The 20007-nt window shown below is 67.9% G+C and carries 18 protein-coding genes and 1 pseudogene; 8 read left to right on the top strand and 11 right to left on the bottom strand.

Going from position 1 to position 20007, the window contains the following annotated elements; all coding sequences use genetic code 11:
* Positions 1 to 128: 128 nt before the first annotated feature.
* Complete coding sequence (locus ABZ412_RS28385) at positions 129 to 1463, top strand: diguanylate cyclase (RefSeq protein ID WP_357285930.1); 1335 nt, start codon at positions 129 to 131, stop codon at positions 1461 to 1463.
* Positions 1464 to 1621: 158 nt separating this feature from the next.
* Positions 1622 to 3907 carry an ATP-binding domain-containing protein gene (locus ABZ412_RS28380; RefSeq protein WP_357285928.1) on the top strand — a complete coding sequence of 762 codons (2286 nt, stop codon included), beginning with the start codon at positions 1622 to 1624 and terminating at the stop codon, positions 3905 to 3907.
* Positions 3908 to 4021: 114 nt separating this feature from the next.
* Here the strand turns inward: ABZ412_RS28380 and ABZ412_RS28375 are convergent, their stop codons facing one another.
* The 3 genes from ABZ412_RS28375 to ABZ412_RS28365 all read right to left on the bottom strand — a co-directional run bounded on the left by ABZ412_RS28375 (position 4022) and on the right by ABZ412_RS28365 (position 6196).
* Positions 4022 to 4474 carry a universal stress protein gene (locus ABZ412_RS28375; RefSeq protein ID WP_357097823.1) on the bottom strand — a complete coding sequence of 151 codons (453 nt, stop codon included), beginning with the start codon at positions 4472 to 4474 and terminating at the stop codon, positions 4022 to 4024.
* 349 nt (positions 4475 to 4823) lie between these two features.
* Positions 4824 to 5243 carry a DoxX family protein gene (locus ABZ412_RS28370; protein ID WP_357285926.1) on the bottom strand — a complete coding sequence of 140 codons (420 nt, stop codon included), beginning with the start codon at positions 5241 to 5243 and terminating at the stop codon, positions 4824 to 4826.
* An 89-nt stretch (positions 5244 to 5332) separates the two neighbouring features.
* The gene (locus ABZ412_RS28365) at positions 5333 to 6196 is read right to left on the bottom strand and encodes a helix-turn-helix domain-containing protein (RefSeq protein WP_357285924.1); all 864 of its coding nucleotides are present in this window, start codon (positions 6194 to 6196) and stop codon (positions 5333 to 5335) included.
* A gap of 56 nt (positions 6197 to 6252) precedes the next feature.
* Between ABZ412_RS28365 and ABZ412_RS28360 the strand changes: the two genes are divergently transcribed.
* Positions 6253 to 6723, top strand: a complete 471-nt coding sequence (locus ABZ412_RS28360) for a VOC family protein (protein ID WP_357285922.1) — start codon at positions 6253 to 6255, stop codon at positions 6721 to 6723.
* Between the two features lie 158 nt (positions 6724 to 6881).
* Here ABZ412_RS28360 and uvrB read toward each other — a convergent pair whose 3' ends face one another.
* Positions 6882 to 9047 (bottom strand): excinuclease ABC subunit UvrB, encoded by a 2166-nt coding sequence (uvrB, locus tag ABZ412_RS28355; protein ID WP_357285919.1) that lies wholly within the window; start codon positions 9045 to 9047, stop codon positions 6882 to 6884.
* Positions 9048 to 9413: 366 nt separating this feature from the next.
* On the opposite strand from uvrB, the gene ABZ412_RS28350 reads away from it, so the two are divergent.
* The gene (locus tag ABZ412_RS28350) at positions 9414 to 9998 is read left to right on the top strand and encodes a DUF402 domain-containing protein (protein WP_357285917.1); all 585 of its coding nucleotides are present in this window, start codon (positions 9414 to 9416) and stop codon (positions 9996 to 9998) included.
* Between the two features lie 73 nt (positions 9999 to 10071).
* Here the strand turns inward: ABZ412_RS28350 and ABZ412_RS28345 are convergent, their stop codons facing one another.
* Entirely contained in the window at positions 10072 to 10548 is a 477-nt protein-coding gene (locus tag ABZ412_RS28345; protein ID WP_357097840.1) for a hypothetical protein, read from the bottom strand.
* A gap of 212 nt (positions 10549 to 10760) precedes the next feature.
* On the opposite strand from ABZ412_RS28345, the gene ABZ412_RS28340 reads away from it, so the two are divergent.
* Positions 10761 to 11285 (top strand): DUF402 domain-containing protein, encoded by a 525-nt coding sequence (locus ABZ412_RS28340; RefSeq protein ID WP_357285915.1) that lies wholly within the window; start codon positions 10761 to 10763, stop codon positions 11283 to 11285.
* 76 nt (positions 11286 to 11361) lie between these two features.
* Here the strand turns inward: ABZ412_RS28340 and coaE are convergent.
* Positions 11362 to 12306: pseudogene (coaE, locus tag ABZ412_RS28335) on the bottom strand (dephospho-CoA kinase); the annotation flags it as partial.
* A 288-nt stretch (positions 12307 to 12594) separates the two neighbouring features.
* Between coaE and ABZ412_RS28330 the strand changes: the two are divergent.
* Positions 12595 to 12813 (top strand): hypothetical protein, encoded by a 219-nt coding sequence (locus tag ABZ412_RS28330; protein WP_357285913.1) that lies wholly within the window; start codon positions 12595 to 12597, stop codon positions 12811 to 12813.
* 115 nt (positions 12814 to 12928) lie between these two features.
* Here the strand turns inward: ABZ412_RS28330 and ABZ412_RS28325 are convergent, their stop codons facing one another.
* Together ABZ412_RS28325 and rpsA are read right to left on the bottom strand one after the other, a co-directional pair.
* Positions 12929 to 14452, bottom strand: coding sequence for an alkaline phosphatase family protein (locus ABZ412_RS28325; protein WP_357285911.1), 1524 nt, complete (start codon positions 14450 to 14452; stop codon positions 12929 to 12931).
* Positions 14453 to 14632: 180 nt separating this feature from the next.
* Complete coding sequence (gene rpsA / locus ABZ412_RS28320; protein WP_357285909.1) at positions 14633 to 16099, bottom strand: 30S ribosomal protein S1; 1467 nt, start codon at positions 16097 to 16099, stop codon at positions 14633 to 14635.
* A 267-nt stretch (positions 16100 to 16366) separates the two neighbouring features.
* Here rpsA and ABZ412_RS28315 point away from each other — a divergent pair, with 267 nt between their 5' ends.
* Together ABZ412_RS28315 and ABZ412_RS28310 are read left to right on the top strand one after the other, a co-directional pair.
* On the top strand, positions 16367 to 17239 hold the full coding sequence (locus tag ABZ412_RS28315; RefSeq protein ID WP_357285907.1) for a methyltransferase domain-containing protein: 873 nt from the start codon (positions 16367 to 16369) through the stop codon (positions 17237 to 17239).
* Between the two features lie 60 nt (positions 17240 to 17299).
* A complete protein-coding gene (locus tag ABZ412_RS28310; RefSeq protein WP_357285904.1) occupies positions 17300 to 17455 on the top strand; it encodes a hypothetical protein in 156 nt (51 codons plus the stop codon).
* Here ABZ412_RS28310 and ABZ412_RS28305 read toward each other — a convergent pair whose 3' ends face one another.
* The 3 genes from ABZ412_RS28305 to ABZ412_RS28295 form a co-directional block, all read right to left on the bottom strand.
* Positions 17456 to 17620 carry a hypothetical protein gene (locus ABZ412_RS28305; protein WP_357097856.1) on the bottom strand — a complete coding sequence of 55 codons (165 nt, stop codon included), beginning with the start codon at positions 17618 to 17620 and terminating at the stop codon, positions 17456 to 17458.
* Positions 17620 to 18495 (bottom strand): SPFH domain-containing protein, encoded by an 876-nt coding sequence (locus ABZ412_RS28300; protein WP_357285901.1) that lies wholly within the window; start codon positions 18493 to 18495, stop codon positions 17620 to 17622. The genes ABZ412_RS28305 and ABZ412_RS28300 overlap by 1 nt, the downstream gene beginning before the upstream one ends.
* 128 nt (positions 18496 to 18623) lie before the next feature.
* The gene (locus ABZ412_RS28295) at positions 18624 to 19985 is read right to left on the bottom strand and encodes an FAD-binding oxidoreductase (RefSeq protein ID WP_357285898.1); all 1362 of its coding nucleotides are present in this window, start codon (positions 19983 to 19985) and stop codon (positions 18624 to 18626) included.
* Between the last annotated feature and the right edge of the window lie 22 nt (positions 19986 to 20007).

Raw genomic sequence — 20007 nt, 5'->3', positions numbered from 1 at the left:
TTTACATCGCTCCTCTCCGGTTAATTCATTCAATACGGTCGGCAAGCTGCATCAGCAAATTTCCAGATAACAGAATGGTGCCGTGCTCCATCGACGTGTTCCGCACCGACGATCAGGGGGTGAACGAAATGGTGGGTAACGATCGGGCAAACCTCCCGGCCGACGCCGAACAGCTGGCCCAGCGCTACCGGTCCCTGGTGGACTACAGCCCGGACGGGATCGTGGTCCACGAACGCGGAATGATCGTCTACGCCAATCCGGCGCTGCTGCGCATGCTCGCGGCCGCAGAACCCGAGGACGTCATCGGGCGGCCCGTCACCGAGTTCGTCGCGCCGCCGTCGGTCGCGCCCATGCTCGACCGCATCCGCCGGCTCACCATCGCCGGCACCGCCTCCGACCCCGCCGAGATGACCCTGCTGCGCTGCGACGGGCACTCGGTGGAGGTCGAGACCGTGTCGGTGCTGACCGCCTGGCACGACCATCTGGCCTATCAGGTCGTCGTGCACGACCTGACCTCGCAGCGCCGCGCCGAGGCCGCCCAGCGGCGCGCCGAGCAGTTCTTCACCTCCGTGGTGTCGCAGCTGGACGAGGGCGTGGTGGTGATCGGCCGCGACGGCCGCATCGAATCCGCCAATCCGGCCGCGCGCCGCATCTTCGGCTACGACGCCGAGGACCTGATCGGCACCCATATCGACGACCTGCCACTGTGCCTGCTCGACGCGAACGCCCAGCCCATGCCCTCGACCTGGTATCCGGTCATCCGCACCCTGACCACCGGCGAGGACGTGACGCGGTTCGTGTTCGGGCTGGACCGCCCCGACGGGCAGCGGCGCTGGCTCTCGGCCAACAGCCGCCTGCTCAACCCTCAGGACCCGAACTCCCCCGCGGTGTCCTCGTTCAACGACATCACCGAATTCCGGGCCAGCCGAAGGCAATTGGAGTACCAGGCCACCCACGATCCGCTCACCGGGCTGGCCAACCGGTCGCTGGTGCTGTCGAAGCTGGCCGCGGCGCTGGGCACCACCGAGACACTGCCGGTATCGAGCGTGCTGTTCATCGACCTGGACGGATTCAAGACCATCAACGACACCCTCGGCCACGCCATCGGCGACACGGTCCTGCAGATCGTGGCCCAGCGGTTGCAGCGCGGGCTGCGCGCCGACGACGTGGTGGGCCGCATCGGCGGCGACGAATTCCTGGTACTGCTGTCCGGGCGCACCCTGGGCGACGATCTGGACGCCCTCATCGCCCGGCTGCGGCAGGCCACCTCCGAGCCGATCGTCGCGCGCGGACACCGCATCCAGGTCGACGCCTCCATCGGCGTCACCCATCTGCACGCCGGCGACACCCGCACACCGGAAGCCGTACTGCACGACGCCGACCTGGCCATGTACCGGGCCAAGCCGCCCAACCACCACAACAGTCCGCTGGCGCGACGCACCGACAGCACCCACGCCTCGTAACCCGGGCACCCACGCCTCGTCACCTGGCGATACGGCGCGGGCAAGCAAGGCGCACTAGACTCGACAACTCTGTTCTCGATGCTTCACGCGCCGTCCCCGCACGGCGGACGTGGTGAACAAGGAGTTCCGTCTTGCCCGACCTCACCGAGGAGCGTTCTGTGCCCGATTCCGCTGACGCGGTATCCCCGGACCTGGAACGCGAGCAGCAGTACCTCACGAAGCTCTACGAACAGCTCGACGGCATGCGCGCCTACGCCCAGCGGCGGCTGCGCACCGTGCTCCTGGAAACCGGTGGCACCCCGCAGGCGCGCAGTGAGCGCGAGTCGTTCACCCAGCTCTACTCCGAGGATCTGTCCAAGTACGACGCCGCCGAGCACGGCCTGTGCTTCGGCCGCATCGACATCGCCCCGGGCGAGAACGACGGCGACGGCGAGAACCGCTACATCGGCCGCATCGGCATCCTCGACGAGAGCGCCGACTACGAGACACTGCTGCTGGACTGGCGCGCTCCCCTGGCCCGGCCGTTCTACCTGGCCACCACCGCCGCCCCCGACGGGGTGACCCGGCGGCGCCACATCCGCTCCCGCAACCGCAAGGTCACCGGGGTCAATGACGAGTACCTGAGCCTCGAGGCCGCCCAGGCGGCGGGGGTGATCGGCGCCGACGGCGGCGTCGGCAGCGAGAGCGCGCTGCTGGCCGCCCTCAACGCCGCCCGCACCGGGCACATGAACGACATCGTCGAGACCATCCAGAGCGAGCAGGACGCGATCATCCGCTCCGAGCACAAGAGCGTGCTCGTGGTGCAGGGCGGGCCCGGCACCGGCAAGACCGCGGTGGCGCTGCACCGTGCGGCCTACCTGCTCTACACCTACCGCCAGCAGCTGGACAAGGCCGGTGTGCTGATCATCGGGCCGAACTCCACCTTCCTCGACTACATCGGCCAGGTGCTGCCCTCGCTCGGTGAGACCGGCGTGCTGCTGTCCACCGTCGGCAACCTGTACCCGGGAGTGCAAGCGACACTGGAGGATTCGCTGCGCGCCGGGGAACTCAAGGGTTCCCTCGACATGCTCGAGGTGCTCAAGAAGGCGGTGCGTGACTGGCAGGACGTGCCGCGCGAGACCATCCCGCTCTACTTCGACGGCCACCAGCTCGAACTCGACCGCAAGATCGTCACCAAGGCCCGCGGCCGCGCCCGCTCCTCGCGCCGCCCGCACAACCTGGCCCGGCCCATCTTCGCGGCCGCGGTGGTGGACGCGCTCACCGATCAGCTCGCCGCCGCCATCGGCTCCAACCCGCTGGGCGGGCGAAACCTGTTGAGCCAGACCGATCTCACCGAGATCCGCGACGAGATGCGCGCCGACGCCGAGATCCAGCGCGCCATCGCCGGACTGTGGCCGATCCTCACCCCGCAGGAGGTGCTGGGCGGGCTGTGGGCCGACCCGAAACGCCTGGCCAACGCGGGCGGACAGCTCAGCGCGGCCGATCGGGCCGAACTGCGGCGCTCCGACAGCGGCGAGTTCAGCGACGCCGACGCGCCGCTGCTCGACGAACTGGCCGAACTGCTCGGCATCGACGACAGCGAGGAGCGCGAGCGCTCCCGCCGCCGCTGGCGCGCCCAGCTCGCCGAGGCGCAGGACGCCCTCGACATCCTGACCGGTTCCGCGCCACAGGATCTCGAGGACGACCTCGACCCCGAACTGCTCATGGCCTACGACCTCATCGACGCCTCCCAGCTCGCCGAGCGTCAGCAGGTCCGCACCCGCCAGACCACCGCCGAACGCGCCGCCGGGGATCGCACCTGGACCTACGGGCACGTCATCGTGGATGAGGCGCAGGAGCTTTCGGCCATGGCGTGGCGGATGGTCATGCGCCGCATCCCGAATCGGTGGATCACCGCGGTCGGCGACGTCGCCCAGACCGGCGATCCGGCGGGCGCCTCGTCGTGGCAGCAGGTGCTGGAACCGTATGTGGCCAAACGCTGGAAGCTCACCGAGCTGACCGTCAACTACCGCACGCCCTCGGAGATCATGGCGGTGGCCGGGGACGTGCTGGCCGCCATCGATCCGGCCGCGCCCGCGCCGCGCTCGGTCCGCGACTCCGGTTTCGAACCGGCCGCGACCCAGGTGACGGCGGGTGAGCTGGCCGACGAGGTGAAACGGCTGATCGCGGCCGAAGCCGAGCATCCCGGCACCACGGCGGTCATCGTGCCGCACGATCTGGCCGCCGAACTCGGTCACCTGTCCGATGATTCGACGCGGGTGCTCACCGTCCACGAGGTGAAGGGCCTGGAATTCGACGCGGTGATCCTGGCCGAACCGCACCGGATCCTGAGCGAATCGCCGCGCGGACTCAACGACCTGTACGTGGCGCTGACCCGCGCCACCCAGCGGCTGGCCGTGGTGCACACCGAGGACCTGCCGGCGGTACTGCACCGGCTGGCCTGACCCGCCGGTGAACAGCGAAGCGGCCGAGCCCGGTGGGCTCGTCCGCTTCGTAGGAACGGGGGTTCGGGGGCCAGGCCCCCGATTTCGTCCTGGAGTGTGGGGCGGCAGCCCCACTCAGCGCACGGTGTGCACGATCAGCACGTCGCAACGCGACTTGCGGGCCACGTCCGAGGGCACCGAGCCGAGCAGGCGACCGGCCAGGGTGTTGAGGCCGCGGTTACCGACGACCAGCAGGTCGGCCTCCACGTCCTTCACCAGGTCCAGCAGCGACTCGACCGGCTCGCCGACGACGGGCTTCTCCACGACGTTCACTGCGCCGAGGGCGACGGCCTTGTCGCGGGCGACGCGCAGGATCTCACTGGTGGGCGCGGAGCCGCGCACCTGGTAGGCCTCGTCCTTCAGCACATCCGCGGCCGCGGCGACATCGCGGTCGTCGGTCGGGAAGTAGGCGCAGGCGATGTACAGCGTGGCGCCCTCGTCGCCGGCCAGAGCCGCGGCCCGCTCGACGGCGACGTACGACGAGTCCGAGCCATCGGTACCGACGACGATCGTCCGGTAGGCGGTCATTTCTCCTCCAAGTACAAGGGTCGGGGCCGCGGATTCCTCGACAGTGGGGTTTTCACCGCGGCAACTTCGCCTGACAATAGCGGCATAACCGGCGGAAATATTCGATATCGCAACACATCACACCGCGTGGCGGGATCGGCGACTGTGACATTCCCGGCACGCTCCGAACGCAGCCCCGGCTACCAGCGAATTTCCCGGCGATCGCGACGCGGAACACACAATGCCAACAGCCTTGCACGCCTGGGAGATTCGTCACAAGCCCGAAATGTCCGCGGGCCGTTCGTTGTGTCACGTCACAACGAACGGCCCGGGAATCAGTGACTTCGTTTTGCCGGTCGCCGCGGATTTCCTAGGAGAGGTCGAAAAGCGGTCCGGTGAGCGTCAATCCGAGATCGTGGCCGACGTAGGCGAAGAAGGCGAACAGCATGAGCGACGCGCCCGCCAGCGCGATGTCCTTGTTGAAGTGCACCATCTCGCCCTGCTTCGCCTCGGGATCGGTCTCCTTCCAGAACGCGTGCATGAGGAAGGCGGTCGGCACCAGGAACAGGATCAGCAACAGTGCGCCGAGGTCGGCCCAGACGCCCAGCAGCACGCTCAACCCGCCGGCCAGCAGCAGCACGCCCGAGGCGGGCACCGCGAGCGTGGGCATCGGTATGCCTTTGAACTGCGCGTACTGCGCCATCGACGCACTCTGGGCCAGATGCCCGAAGCCCGAGCCGAGGAACAGCAATGCGAACAGGATCCGTCCGATCAACACCAGCACGTCCATGGCCCGCTCCTTCGATGATCGATATGCCATTGGGTGACATGGCAACCAACATCATCAGGTCCACCGCTATTCCCGTACCAGCCAGTTTGTCAGGACGGTAGCGAGATGCGGGCGTATTCGAGCGGAGGCATTCCAATCTCCTTGGCGAACTCGTTGGAGAAGTGCGCCTGATCGAAATAGCCGAGCTCGAGGGCCAGCGCGGCCAGGTCCGAGGTGCGGCCCTCGGCCAGCAGGTGCGCGCCGTCCTGCAGCCGATAGCGGCGCAGGACCCACTTCGGGCCCGCCCCGACATAGCGGCGGAACAGGCGCTGCAGGGTGCGGACCGGGATGCCGAAACGCTCGGTGACCTGGTCCACGCGGGTCAGGTCGCGATCGTGCTCCATCGCCTCGATGATCGTCAGCACCTGACGGTAGGCGCTCTGGTCGCCCTCGACGCCCTGGGCCGCCACCAGGAAGTCCTCGATCAGCTCGCGGCGGAGCAGCGGGTCGCCGGTGGCCAGCACCGCCTCGGCCAGGGTGTCGGCGGCGGGGAAGATCTCGGCCGCCGGGACCGAGGTGTCGCTGAGCGCGCCCACATCCAGCCCAGTGAACGCGCCGAAGCCACCCGCCCGGAACTTCACCCCGAACGTCTCACCCGCCCCGGCCAATTCGCGCACGTACTTGGTGGTCCACACGCCGGTGACGAAGGCGCCGGTGCGTTCGTGGGTGCGCTCGAAGGTCAGGTTCACGCACGGGTAGGGCAGCACCTCGGCATGGAACGGCGGCTCACCGCGGCGGTCCCAGCGGACCGCCCAGTACCACTCGACATAGCGCGACACCCGTTCGCCCGCGGGCAGACGGGCGTGATTGTTGGTGGCGTTCTGCTGGCGCGGCCGCAGGATGCCCTTGGCGGTCTCCGGCGGCGGCACCGGCCGTGGCGCGAACCGGTTCTCGGGATTGTCAGCGCTGGTCATAGTCCCTGTCGCTTTCTTACAAGACCATCGCGGCCGCGCCGAGGAAGGTAGTAGCCATGAGCGACACAGTGAATCCGATCCCGCAGGACTACCACTCCATCACCTGCTTCCTGGCCGTCCCCGACGCCAATGCGGCCATCGACTTCTACAGCGCCGTGTTCGGCGCGAAGGTACTGAGCCGCAACGATCTTCCCGACGGCCAGGCCGCGCACGCCGAACTGCTGATCGGCGACTCCACCATCCAGGTCGGCATGCCGATCCCCGACGAGGGCCTGCGCGCCCCCGCCGACGACTGGGTCCACACCAGCGTGGTGCACTACTGCCCCGATGTGGACGCGGTCTCGAAGTTGGCCACCGAGAACGGGGCCCGCTTCGTCTCCGAGCCGCAGACCTTCGTCACCGGTGACCGCTACGGCCGGGTCATGGATCCGTTCGGCCACCGCTGGATCGTCATGACCCGGGTCGAGGACGTCTCCCGTGAAGAGGCCGAACGCCGCGTGAACGAGTGGATGGCCCAGCAGGCCTGAGCACGCCGCTTCCCCGCCCGGCGACCGGTTCGCCGAGCGGGGACCGCCGAGTTCGGACAATCCGGCCACCGTTCCGGCGCACGCCCGGCCGCAATCCGCCCGACGCGCGTCACCTCCCCGCCCCGGCCGCCGAATGCCCTTGCGCCGCAGGCCCTCTCTCACGAGAGACCGGCGGCGTCCATGCCGCGTAGTTCCTTCTTCAGGTCGGCGATCTCGTCGCGGAGGCGACCGGCCAGCTCGAACTGCAGCTCGCGGGCCGCGTTCATCATCTGCGCGGTCATGTCCTTGATGAGGTCGGCGAGTTCGGCGCGCGGCATGTTCCGCACGTCGCGGCCCTCGTAGACGCCGGCGCTCACCGCGCGTCCGGGCTCGCCCTGGGCGCGGCGGCCGCGGCTGGCATTGCGGCCGGAGCCGCCCACCTCGACCTCGGTCTCCTCGGCCTCGCGGTACACCTGGTCCAGAATGTCGGCGATCTTCTTGCGCAACGGTTTCGGATCGATGCCGCGCTCTTCGTTGTAGGCGACCTGCTTGGCCCGGCGGCGCTCGGTCTCGTCGATGGCGTGGCGCATGGAGTCGGTGATCTTGTCCGCGTACATGTGGACCTCACCGGACACATTGCGCGCCGCGCGGCCGATGGTCTGGATGAGACTGGTGGAGGAGCGCAGGAAGCCTTCCTTGTCGGCGTCCAGAATGGCGACCAGCGACACCTCGGGCAGGTCCAGGCCCTCGCGCAGCAGGTTGATGCCGACCAGCACGTCGTATTCGCCCAGGCGCAACTGGCGCAGCAATTCGACGCGGCGCAGGGTGTCGATCTCCGAGTGCAGATACCGCACCCGCACACCGAGTCCCAGCAGATAGTCGGTGAGGTCCTCGGCCATCTTCTTGGTCAGCGTGGTGACCAGGACGCGTTCGTCGCGTTCGGTCCGCAGCCGGATCTCGTGCACCAGATCGTCGATCTGCCCCTTGGTCGGCTTGACCACCACGTGCGGGTCCACCAAGCCGGTCGGGCGGATCACCTGTTCGACGAACTCACCGCCGGTCTGGCCCAATTCGTACGGGCCGGGAGTGGCCGACAGGTACACCGCCTGCCCGATCCGCTCGGCGAACTCCTCCCAGGTGAGCGGCCGGTTGTCCACCGCCGACGGCAACCGGAAGCCGTACTCGACCAGGTTGCGCTTGCGGGACATGTCGCCCTCGTACATGCCGCCGATCTGCGGCACGGTCACGTGGGATTCGTCGATGACGAGCAGGAAATCGTCGGGGAAGTAATCCAGCAGGGTGGCGGGCGCGGAACCCGCGGGCCGCCCGTCGATATGCCGCGAGTAATTCTCGATACCCGAGCAGAAACCGACCTGCTTGATCATCTCCAGGTCGTATTGGGTGCGCATCCGAAGCCGTTGCGCCTCCAGCAGTTTGCCCTGCTTCTCCAAATCCGCCAGCCGCGTCTCGAGTTCGGCCTCGATGTCGCGCACCGCGCGTTCCATACGGTCGGGACCCGCCACATAATGGGTGGCCGGGAAAATCCGGACCATATCCACCTGGCGCACCACATCACCGGTCAGCGGGTGCAGATAGTAGAGCGCCTCGATCTCGTCGCCGAAGAATTCGATGCGCACCGCCAATTCCTCGTACGAGGGAATGATTTCGACGGTATCGCCGCGCACCCGGAAACTACCGCGGGTGAACGACATGTCGTTGCGGGTGTATTGCACGTCCACCAGCAGGCGCAGCAGCCGGTCCCGATCGATCTCGGTGCCCACCTCCAGCTGCACCGACCGGTCCAGGTAGGACTGCGGCGTGCCGAGGCCGTAGATGCACGACACCGACGCGACCACCACGACGTCGCGGCGCGAGAGCAGGCTCGAGGTCGCCGAGTGGCGCAGCCGCTCGACGTCGTCGTTGATCGAGCTGTCCTTCTCGATATAGGTATCGGTCTGCGCGATGTAGGCCTCGGGCTGGTAGTAGTCGTAGTACGAGACGAAGTACTCGACCGCGTTGTTGGGCAGCATCTCGCGCAGCTCGTTGGCCAGCTGCGCGGCGAGGGTCTTGTTGGGGGCCATGACCAGGGTGGGCCGCTGCAACCGCTCGATCAGCCAGGCCGTGGTCGCCGACTTACCGGTACCGGTGGCGCCGAGCAGCACCACGTCCTTCTCCCCCGAGCGGATGCGCCGCTCGAGTTCGGCGATGGCGGCCGGCTGGTCACCGGCCGGAACGTGCTCGCTGACCACCTGGAACTGGCTGTCGGTCCGCTCGACCTCACCGATGGGCCGATGCTCCGAATGGGCCAGCGGCAGGTCGTCCGGGATCTCGGTTGCGAAAGCCATGGCACCAGCCTAGGACGGACCACCGACAAGAACACGGAGCCGCTCGCCTGTTCACCGACGGCGGACCCGGCCGTGGCCCCGGCCACGATCGGCGGTGACCCCGGTCACGATCGGACTCGTCGCCGCGCGATGGCTGCCCGCGCGGAGCACACCCGTCCAATCGCGCGCCGGCTCCGAATTCTCTAGTCCGGTACTCATTTCGGTAAAGGACTTCCAATGTCTGAATTGACCGTTACCGCAACGGATTTCAGGCCGTCCATACCGATCGGTGTCGCGTAGATCTCAGTCCGTTCACGACGGTTTGAATCCCACGTTCCGGGTGTACTCTGAGCTCGCTGGTCGCACGATTCGAGAGAAGGCATGGCGATGACCGGTTTGTTTACGCCACAGCGGAATTCCACCAATGGCGCGCGCCCGCACCGGACGGCCGACGGCACCCCCGCGGTGTCCCCGCATCGCCCCAGACTCGAGTATTTCAATCTCGCGGATCTGTCGTGGACCGATTATCGCGGGTTTCTGCACCCCGTGGAGCGTTTACACGCCGAACCGTTCGGTCTGTATATCGAACGGACAGTGGACAATCCGCGGTACCACTACGTCGAGTCCTGGCTGCTGCCGGAGCTGTCGCTGCGCGCCACGGTCTATCACCTGCGCCCGGGCCACGATCGGACCCAGACCCACTACCTCGACATCGGCGAGTACGGGCCGTGCGAGGACAAGAAGTGGCGCGCCGAGAGCCACTATCTCCACGTGGTGGCCCGGCCCGGCCGGGCGCCCGAACTGCTCGGCATCGACGACCTGCTGACCGCGCACGCGGCCGGGCAGTTCGACACCGCGCAGACCCACCGGGCCATCGAGCGGGCGGCCGCCGTGGTCGACGGCCTCGGCGCCTGCGGGCACGATGTCGACCGGTGGCTCGCCACCAAGGGCGTCACCCTCACCTGGCTCTGACTCCGAGAACGCGAACGCCCGGTCCGGATGGATCCGGACCGGGCGAGGTCTTGCGGGTATCTCCGCCCTCCGACTAGCCGGAGATGCTCGGCAGCAGGCCGTTCAGACCGCCCGACAGACTCGGGAACAGGCTGCTCGAGCCGCTGCTCAGGCCGCAGCCGACGCTGCCGGTGCTGGTCAGCGGGTTGGCCTCGGCGACGTCGACGTCGATCGACTTCGAGATCAGGGTCTGAGTCACGGTCAGCGTGTGCTTGCCCGCGGTGCTCGGAGTCCAGTTGATGGTGACCTTGCCGCTCAGCAGCGACGGGGTGACCGGGCTGCCCGGCAGCTCGGTGCCGTTGTCACGGAAGGCCACCGACAGCAGCCGGTCCACATCGATGGACGCGGTCAGCGTGTAGGAGCAGCCGACATTGTGGCTGGTGCCGGAAACCTCGAGGCCGGTCGGCCACGCACCGGCCTGGGGCGCGGCCAGGACGATGGTTCCAGCCACCGCGCCGAAGGTCGTGAGGCCCATGCCGACCCGGCGGGCACGGGTTTTCTGTTCGCTCATGCAGGTATTCCCTTACGGTTGAGGCCCCGCCCACGAAACGGCGGGTCGTCGTGCGCGACGATACAGCGCAACCGAACCATAGCGAAACACGCTCGCTTCAAATAGAGTTTTCAAAATATTCGCCCCGCTCCGCGCCGGATTCCAGCAATCCGCGAGCGACGCCACCCCCGCTCCCCTGGACGGCCGCCGCTCGACACGCGATGCTGAATGACATGACTCGGGCGCCCGCGGTGGATCTGCACCGACCCAAGGTGGAGTACTTCAATATCGACGAGCTCACCAATATCGATCCCAAGGGTTTCGTGCGGCAGGTGGAGCGCTACCAGGTGGAGCCGTGGGGGCTGTACATGGCCCGCACCTCGGACCATCCCGAGTTCCACTACATCGAATCCTGGCTGCTGCCCACGGTGTCGTTGCGCGCCACCGTCTTCCACTTCACCCCCGCGCATCTGCGCGACCAGGACTACTACATCGACATCGGCGAGTTCGCACAGGTCGGGCCGAAGCAGTGGAAGTCGGTGGACCACTACCTGGATCTGGTGGTGCGGCAGGGCAGAGAGGTGGAGCTCCTCGACGTGGACGAGCTGCTGGCCGCCCACGCCGCCGACTACCTGACCCTGGCCGAGGCCCAGCAGGCCATCGAGTCCGCCACCGCGACCATCGACGGAATCGCCGCGCACGGACACAGTTTCGAGGACTGGCTGGCCTCCCAGGGCATCACGCTCACCTGGATGTAGACCGAGAAACCAGGGGCCGTCCGCACCGAGGGGTGCCGACGGCCCTTTTCGTCGGCTAGGCGCCGATGATCAGGTTGACCGGACGGCCCGGGTCGGCATTGGCGTGCAGCCGCTCCCCCGCCGCGAGCTCGACACCCGCGGCCGGCGGAGCGTCCGCGGCGACCGGCGGAAAACCGATGTCCGCCAAGCGATCCCGAAGCGAGTCCGGGTCCACCCCGGCCGCGACCGTGATCCGGATGTCGAGGACGTCGGCCGCGGGCTTGCCGGCCACGGCGGTCGCCCCGACGTGTTCGATGCTCGCCGCGTCGGCCGCGCACGCCAGCGCGAGGCGGGCGATCACCCGCCGCGCCTGCGCGGGCCATTCCGGATTCGGTTCCACCACGGGCAGTTCCGGCCGCGCGGCGGGCGTGCGGGTGCGCAGATTGCGTTCGAAGGGCACGAGGCGCTCGTCCCACAGCCGGTGCACCTCGGCGTCGATCAGGCCGGTCGCGCCATTGTTGTCGAGCAGAACGTCGGCGGTGGCGCGGCGCTGCGCGTCGGTGGCCTGGGCGGCGATGCGGGCGCGGGCGTCGGCCTCATCGATGCCGCGGAACTCCACCAGGCGGCGCACCCGGGTCTCCTCGGCCGCGTCCACGATGACCACCAGGTTCATGAACGGCGCCAGGCCGTTCTCGACCAGCAGCGGAATGTCCTGCACCACAATGCCGTCGGCGGGCGCGGCGGCGATGAGTGCGGCGGTGCGCTTGCCGACCAGCGGGTGGGTGATGCCGTTGAGGGTGGCGCGGGCCTCGTCGGTGGCGAAGGCCTTGGCCGCCAGGGCGGGCCGGTCGAGGCTGCCGTCGGCGGCGAGGATGTCGTCGCCGAACGCGGCGGCCAGGGCAGCCAGGCCCTCGGTGCCGGGGGCGACCACCTCGCGCGCGATGACATCGCTGTCCACGAGCACGGCTCCGCGCTCGGTGAGAATGCGGGCCACGGTGGACTTGCCCGCGCCCATGCCTCCGGTGAGACCGATTCGCAACATTCGACCAGTCTCGCACCGCCGCCGGTTCCGGCGCGTGCCAGGGTTACTCGGCCTGTCAGGATTACCCACTCGACCCGGTCTTTTCACCTGCAAGCACAGTCCTTGCCCGTTCCGTGATGCCGGCGAGATCATTTCGCAACTTTTCCGGCCAATCCCGACCGTTTGTCGGCAACATTCCGACACGCCGGGGCACACGCCCCGCAAAATTCGGTGACTCACACTTTTGTTCGGCTATCGTTCGCCGCAGGCGATCTTCAGGCCGGTTAACACGCAAGAGAAGGAACATCAGTGAGCACCAAGAACCTCCAGACGGGTCGCCACCGTCTGGGCCTGGCGGGCACCGTGCATTGCATCGAGATCCCCGCCGTCGCAGCCGCTCTCGCCGAGCACGGACGGTCCTGGCTGACCGCACTGTTCAGGCCGGCCCGGCACAGCGCGACCGCCAGGCGAAAACCGTCACCCGAGTCCGGCGTCGTCCGCCGCTGGGTGCCTGCCACCGTCGGCTGATCCCGCTGGAATCTCCAGCACCGCTCCCTGATTCGCCACATACACACGCAGTGGCTCGGTCCGAACCGGACCGAGCCACTGTGTTGTGCGCGTGTCTCCTTACGCGGCAGCGGAATTACACGATGCCACTGGGCTTGCGCCGAGTGCCGGGATCCTGACGCGGCATGGAGTTCGGCGGCACCGGGTACGGGGTGCCGACGGTCGCGGTCCCGAGGGCGATGTTCGGACCGCACTGCGCGATGGCGTCGTTGACCTTCCGGTCCGCCGGGGCGAACACGGGCTTGGACGCATCGGGGCCGGAACCGAAGTCGAAGACCGAGGTCATGTCACCGGTGACGCTGCGCCGCCACGCCGTCAGGTTCGGCACGTCGACTCCGAAGCGACGCTCCAGGAGTCGAAGCTGCGAGGTGTGGTCGAAGGTCTCCGAGGCGACCAGGCCGCCACGACTGTAGGGCGAGATGACCAGGCCCGGTACGCGGTAGCCGAGACCGATCGGCCCGGTGATGCCCTCGTGCTTCTTGTCGATCGGCACCGTGACGTACTCCCCCGGCGTGCCCGCGGGCGCCGTCGGCGGGGTGACGTGGTCGAAGAAGCCGCCGTTCTCGTCGTAGCTGATGATCAGCGCGGTCTTCTCCCACACCGCCGGGTTGGAGGTGAGGATGTCGAGCACCTGCATGATGCCGACCGCGCCGAAAGCCGGTGGCAGCGCGGGGTGTTCGCAGTTCAGCAGCGACGGGATCACCCACGACACGGCGGGCAGCTGGTTGGCGGCGACGTCGGCGGCGAAGTCCTGCGGATACGCCGGGGCCTTACCGCGCCGGGCCAGTTCGGAATTCGGGTCGGCGGCCTGCTTGAAGCAGCCCATCATGCCGTCCAGGATCACCGACGACAGCGGACCGACGTCCCGGTTGTTGTAGATCTTCCAGCTGACGCCGGCATCGGAGAGGTTCTCCGGCATGGTCCGCCAGCTGTAGGCGTTCTGCGGGATCAGGGTCGGCGTCTCGAGCAGCGGTCCGCCATGGTGACCCTCGGGGTCGATGGTCGCCGACATCCAGTACAGCCGGTTGGGGTCGGTCGGGCCGAGCACCGAGCAGTGGTAGTTGTCGAGCAGGGTGAAGGCATTGGCCAGGTCCCAGTGCACCGGAATGTCGGCCTGGGTGTAGTAACCCATTGCGGCGGGCGCGTTTCCGGGGCCGACCGAGGCGATCGACATGGGCATCCAGCCGTCGTTGCGGCCGTTGTTCCACGCCTTGTGCATGGCCGCCCAGCTGTGGTCCGGGTCGTTGATGCACTCACCGTCGAGGCTGGCGCCGCGGGTGGTGTCGAGGCGGAACGGGTTCAGGAAGCCGTCCGCGGTGGGGCCGACGCCGGGGGTGTAGCCGTACTGGTTCCAGGCCGGGGACGGGTCGTCGAACCCGCGCACCCCGGACATGGTGCCGAAGTAGTGGTCGAAGGAGCGGTTCTCCTGCATGAGCAATACGAAGTGCTCGATGTCGCCGAGGCCGCCCATGCCCGCCGGGTCTGCGGCGTAAGCCTTTTCGATGATCGGTCCGGCGACCGACGCGAGCGCGCCCGCACCGCCCGCTGCCATGGCTTTCGCCAGAAATTCCCGCCTGTTGACTCCGGCGAACACGCCCATGCTCCGGTGGTGCCTTCCCACTAGAAGTGACAGTGAAGGGACGGTGCCGACACGGATCGGTCGCACGTCCAGTTCGTATCCAACCTGCGCATCATGACAGCCCAGCGAACCGCTGGTAAACGAAAGTCCCCTGGTCGAGGACCAGGGGACTTTCGTTATCGCTTAACGCGGATCAGCGGATCAGGCGTTGCCCGACAGCTTCTCACGCAGCGCGGCCAGCTGCGCATCGCTCGCGAGCGAGCCACCGGCCGGCGCGTCCGAGGACGAAGCGGCAGCCTGCGAACCGGACTCCGAGGAGTAGTTCTGCGGTCCACCGTTGGCAGCCTCGGCGGCGGCGTCGGCGGCCATCTTCTCCATCTGAGCGGTGTGCATCTTGTGGCGACGCTCGGCCTCGGCGTACCGGGTCTCCCACTCCTCACGCTGCTTCTCGAAGCCCTCGAGCCATTCGTTGGTCTCGGAGTCGAAGCCCTCGGGGAAGATGTAGTTGCCCTGGTCGTCGTAGCTGTCGGCCATGCCGTACTTCGACGGGTCGAACTCGGCGGTGTAGTCCTCGTTGGCCTGCTTCAGCGACAGCGAGATCCGGCGACGCTCGAGGTCGATGTCGATGACCTTGACCATGGCGTCGTCGCCGACGGCGACAACCTGGTCCGGGACCTCGACGTGGCGCTCGGCCAGCTCGGAGATGTGCACCAGGCCCTCGATGCCCTCTTCGACGCGCACGAACGCACCGAACGGAACCAGCTTGGTGACCTTGCCCGGCACGATCTGACCGATCGCGTGGGTGCGGGCGAACTGACGCCACGGGTCTTCCTGGGTCGCCTTGAGCGACAGGGAGACACGCTCGCGGTCCAGGTCGACGTCGAGAACCTCGACGGTGACCTCGTTGCCGACCTCGACGACCTCGGACGGGTGGTCGATGTGCTTCCAGGACAGCTCGGAGACGTGCACCAGACCGTCCACGCCACCCAGGTCCACGAAGGCACCGAAGTTGACGATGGAGGAGACCACACCCTTGCGGACCTGGCCCTTCTGCAGCTGGTGCAGGAACTCGCTGCGGACCTCGGACTGGGTCTGCTCGAGCCAGGCGCGACGCGACAGGACCACGTTGTTGCGGTTCTTGTCGAGCTCGATGATCTTGGCCTCGATCTCCTTGCCGACGTACGGCTGGAGGTCGCGGACACGGCGCATCTCGACCAGCGACGCCGGGAGGAAGCCGCGCAGACCGATGTCCAGGATCAGGCCGCCCTTGACGACCTCGATGACGGTGCCCTTGACGGCCTCGTCCTTCTCCTTGAGCTCCTCGATCGTGCCCCAAGCCCGCTCGTACTGAGCGCGCTTCTTCGACAGGATCAGGCGGCCTTCCTTGTCCTCCTTGGTGAGAACGAGGGCCTCGACCTCATCGCCCACGGAAACGACCTCATTGGGGTCGACATCGTGCTTGATGGACAGTTCGCGAGACGGGATCACGCCTTCGGTCTTGTAACCGATGTCGAGAAGGACCTCATCGCGATCGACCTTGACGATCGTGCCTTCGACGATATCGCCGTCGTTGAAGTACTTGATGGTCTTGTCGATGGCGGCGAGGAAGTCCTCGGCAGTGCCGATGTCGTTGACGGCAACCTGCGGCGAGGTGACAGTGGTGGGCATGTGTTGGGAGGCTCCGGACGGATTGTGGTCGGTAGTGGACATGTGGACTTTCGGTTTTGCTGCGAACAGCGGGCAATGGATCTAACGTTGCACAACGCTGCCGTGGCTGTAACTTCCAAAGACAGCTTGCGGACTCACAGCACGATTATCTGCTCTACGCGGTCTCGAGAAACCGGGTACAGAAGACACTCGCGGAAAACAGCGTACGCGACGGGTGTTGTACCAAGCAAACATGGGTCTCATCGCAAGCCTCGCTAGGGTGTGTCCATGTCCGAAGATCACTCTGCCACCCCCGACGACGCCCGGCACGCCCAGGCCAATGCCCTGCTCGGCACGGTGGGAGTGACCCGCGCCAAGGTCGATTCGGAGTCGAGTCAGCGCGCCAGCCGCAAGTGGTGGGACGCCGACGCGGCGGCCTACCACGAGACGCACGCCGACTTCCTCGGCGTGGACTCCCCCGCCGGCGAGTTCGTGTGGTGCCCGGAGGGGTTGCACGAGGGTGACTGGCATCTGCTCGGCGATATAGAGGACAAGCGGATCCTGGAGATCGGCTGCGGCTCGGCCCCCTGCTCGCGCTGGCTCGCCTCGCACGGCGCGCACCCCGTCGGCCTCGATATCTCCCGTTCCATGCTGGACCGCGGTCTGGCCGCGATGGCGGCGGGCGGACCCCGCGTCCCTTTGATTCAGGCGGGCGCCGAGGATTTGCCGTTCGCCGACGAATCGTTCGACCTGGCCTGCTCGGCCTTCGGTGCGGTCCCCTTCGTCGCCGACTCGGCCCGGGTGATGCGTGAGGTTCACCGCGTCCTGCGTCCCGGCGGCCGCTGGGTCTTCTCCGTCAATCACCCCATGCGCTGGATCTTCCCCGATGATCCGGGCCCCGGCGGCCTGCGCGCCACCATCCCCTATTTCGACCGCACTCCTTATGTGGAGGTCGGACCCGACGGCGAGCCCACCTACGTCGAGCACCACCGCACCATCGGCGACCGCGTCCGCGAGATCGTCGCCGCGGGGCTGATCGTGAAGGACATCATCGAGCCCGACTGGCCCGAATGGCTCGACCGCGAATGGGGCCAGTGGAGCCCCCTCCGGGGCGAGATCTTCCCCGGCACAGCTATTTTCGTCACCGAAAAAGCGAACTGAGACCGATCGACCCGATCGCTTCCAGCGACACGCCCAGGGGGCGAAGTCGATTCCGTCGCGGTGGCGGAACTGTCGGCCGACACCGGGCGGTCGACGGTGACCTATCGGCCGACCCCGCGCTACGCCGACGGCCGGAACGGGACCGAGCCGCGGCGTGCGCGACTGGTCCCGTCCGGGGGAAGCTACCTGATCGACAGTGCCGAACCGGTGTCGTGACTATTTGGGTTCGCGGCCCGCTTGCCTGAGAGCCATCCGGAGCGCGTACTCGATCTGGGCGTTGATGCTGCGCAGGTCGTCGGCCGCCCATTTGGCGATGGCGTCGTGGACGGCCGGGTCCAGGCGCAGCAGCACGCGTTTCGGCTCGCGTTTGGCGGCGGACATCAGGCGTAGAGGGTGCCGGCGTTGACCACGGGTGCGGCGGAGCGGTCCCCGCACAGCACGACCAGCAGGTTGGACACCATCGCCGCCTTGCGCTCCTCATCCAGATCGACCACGCCCTGTTCCGCGAGCCGGTCCAGCGCCATGCCGACCATACCGACCGCGCCTTCGACGATGCGGCTGCGGGCGGCGACCACCTGGGCGGCCTGCTGGCGAACCAGCATGGCCTGGGCGATCTCCGGCGCGTAGGCGAGGTGGGTGATACGGGCCTCGATGATCTCGATGCCGGCCAGCTCGGTGCGGGCGCGCAGCTCCGCGGTCAGCTCACCCGCGACCTCCGCGCCGTCGCGCAGGCTCGAGGTGCTCGCGTCGTCGGTCTGGTACGGGTGGGTGGTGGCCAGGTGCCGGACCGCGGTCTCGGACTGGGTGCGTACGAAGTCCTCGTAGTCGTCGACGGCGAAGGCGGCCTTGTAGCTGTCCACCACCTGGTAGACGACGACCGCGGCGATCTCGACCGGATTGCCGTCCAGGTCGTTGACCTTCAGCTTCTGGGTCTCGAAGTTGCGGATGCGCAGCGAGATGCCGCGGCGGCTGGACAGCGGGGTCACCCAATGGAAGCCGGACTCGCCGACCGAGCCGATGTAGCGGCCGAAGAACTGGATCACCTTGGCCTGGTTGGGATTCACCGTGATGAAGCCGCTGGCGGCGAGCACCGCGGCCAGGATGGTGACCGCCAGCGCGATGCCGATGACGGTCCGCGCACCCCCTTCGGCTCCGGTGCTCAGCGCGTGCGACTCCAGCACCATTCCGATCACCAACAGGATGAAGACCCCCAGCACGAGGAAGCCGTTCAACCGGAAGGCTCGACGCAACTCCATGACACTCTCCTAGTATCGAAGTGATATCACGACGATAGCGCGAGCACAGCGGTGCGGCAAGGTTGAAACAGCAGATCGCCCCGCCGCGCAACGGTGCGGCGGGGCAAGGGACTACGGGTCCCGGCCGATCAATTCGGCCGGATATTGCGGTTGTTGCGGAACAGGTTGGCGGGGTCGAACCGCGCTTTGAGCGCCGCGAGCCGGTCGTAGGTGGCATCGGAGTATCCGGCGCGCGTCTGCGCCTCGTCGGCCTCATCGCCGCCGCCGTACAGGAAGTTGAGGTTGTGGCCGACGGTCCACGGCTCCAACGTCTTTCGCACCAGATCCAGCTGATCGCGCACCTGCTCGGCGTTGTCCGGCCGCGGCATGGCCAGCGCCCGCGCGATGTACTGCGCGTCGCGGTGGTCCATCGAGATTCCGTGCGGCCCCGGGCGGCTCAACGCCCCGCCCAGGTGCCGGAATCCGGCCACCGTCGGCAGCGCGGCCCCGGGTCCGGTCGCCTCCAGGAAGGCGTCGGCGGCGTCGGCGGGCAGCTCCGAGAGCAGCGCGTTGGTGGCGGTGTAGGCGTGCGGGTGATCCGGATCCCGGTAGATGGCATGGCTTTCGGTGTACGGCATCATCCGCAGGTCGTCGGTCATCCGCTCGCCGGCCGCGCGCAGCGGAGCGACGAGGCGCTCGCCGTCCTCCTCGGTGCCGGTGAACGCGATATTGATGGTCGCCACGTACCGCCCGCGCAGGTGCGGGGGCAGCTGCGGGATGTCGGGGAAGGTCAGCATGGTGATGGCCGAGGTGACGGTCTCGGGCACGTCCTGGGTCCACAGCCGCCACGCCTCGAGTGCGGGAGCCACCAGCGCGGTGTCGAACTGCAGCTGGCCGCCGTACACCCGGGTGACGGGCAGCAGGTCCAGTTCCAGCGCGGTGACGACGCCGAAGTTGCCGCCGGTGCCCAGCACCGCGCCGAACAATTCGTCGCCCGGCGCCAGCGTGCGCAGCCGCCCGTCGGCGGTGACGATCTCGATGGCCCGCACATGCTCTGCGGCGTAACCGTATTCGCGGGCCAGGATGCCGACCCCGCCGCCCAGGAGGTAACCGACCACGCCGACCGACAGCGACGAGCCGTTCAGCGGCGCGAGGCCGTGCGCGGCGGCCGCCTCGATCAAGGCCCCGGCCCGCACGCCCGCCCCGATGCGGGCGGTGCGGGCGGCCGGGTCGACGCGGATGTCGGTCAGGCGGCGGGTGGTGATGAGCACACCGCCGTCGCCGGCTACCGAGAGGCCGTGGCCGGTGGCCTGCACGGCGATCGGAAGACCGTGGCGCGCGGCGTATTCCACGGCGGCCCGCACGTCCTGGGCGTGGGCGGCGGCGACGATAACGGCGGGCCGGTGGGTGTAAGCGGTTTGGAATCCGGCGATTTCGGCGTCGTAGCCGGTGTCGCCGGGCTGGAAGACGGGGCCGGTGGTGGGCAGTTCGGTGATCGCTGTCTTCGTCATGTCTCCTACCCTGCTCGCCCCG

This window comes from Nocardia sp. NPDC005746 (assembly GCF_040630785.1).
Taxonomy (GTDB): Bacteria; Actinomycetota; Actinomycetes; order Mycobacteriales; family Mycobacteriaceae; genus Nocardia.
This window is presented reverse-complemented; position numbering and strand designations above follow the sequence as displayed.

Bases quoted from the DNA above. Each gene is read 5' to 3' on its own strand.
- ABZ412_RS28385 (WP_357285930.1), top strand. From the start codon at position 129: ATGGTGGGTAACGATCGGGCAAACCTCCCGGCCGACGCCGAACAGCTG.
- ABZ412_RS28375 (WP_357097823.1), bottom strand. From the start codon at position 4,474: ATGACCGCCTACCGGACGATCGTCGTCGGTACCGATGGCTCGGACTCG.
- ABZ412_RS28370 (WP_357285926.1), bottom strand. From the start codon at position 5,243: ATGGACGTGCTGGTGTTGATCGGACGGATCCTGTTCGCATTGCTGTTC.
- ABZ412_RS28365 (WP_357285924.1), bottom strand. From the start codon at position 6,196: ATGACCAGCGCTGACAATCCCGAGAACCGGTTCGCGCCACGGCCGGTG.
- ABZ412_RS28360 (WP_357285922.1), top strand. From the start codon at position 6,253: ATGAGCGACACAGTGAATCCGATCCCGCAGGACTACCACTCCATCACC.
- uvrB (WP_357285919.1), bottom strand. From the start codon at position 9,047: ATGGCTTTCGCAACCGAGATCCCGGACGACCTGCCGCTGGCCCATTCG.
- ABZ412_RS28350 (WP_357285917.1), top strand. From the start codon at position 9,414: ATGACCGGTTTGTTTACGCCACAGCGGAATTCCACCAATGGCGCGCGC.
- ABZ412_RS28345 (WP_357097840.1), bottom strand. From the start codon at position 10,548: ATGAGCGAACAGAAAACCCGTGCCCGCCGGGTCGGCATGGGCCTCACG.
- ABZ412_RS28340 (WP_357285915.1), top strand. From the start codon at position 10,761: ATGACTCGGGCGCCCGCGGTGGATCTGCACCGACCCAAGGTGGAGTAC.
- ABZ412_RS28325 (WP_357285911.1), bottom strand. From the start codon at position 14,452: ATGGGCGTGTTCGCCGGAGTCAACAGGCGGGAATTTCTGGCGAAAGCC.
- rpsA (WP_357285909.1), bottom strand. From the start codon at position 16,099: ATGCCCACCACTGTCACCTCGCCGCAGGTTGCCGTCAACGACATCGGC.
- ABZ412_RS28315 (WP_357285907.1), top strand. From the start codon at position 16,367: ATGTCCGAAGATCACTCTGCCACCCCCGACGACGCCCGGCACGCCCAG.
- ABZ412_RS28305 (WP_357097856.1), bottom strand. From the start codon at position 17,620: ATGTCCGCCGCCAAACGCGAGCCGAAACGCGTGCTGCTGCGCCTGGAC.
- ABZ412_RS28300 (WP_357285901.1), bottom strand. From the start codon at position 18,495: ATGGAGTTGCGTCGAGCCTTCCGGTTGAACGGCTTCCTCGTGCTGGGG.
- ABZ412_RS28295 (WP_357285898.1), bottom strand. From the start codon at position 19,985: ATGACGAAGACAGCGATCACCGAACTGCCCACCACCGGCCCCGTCTTC.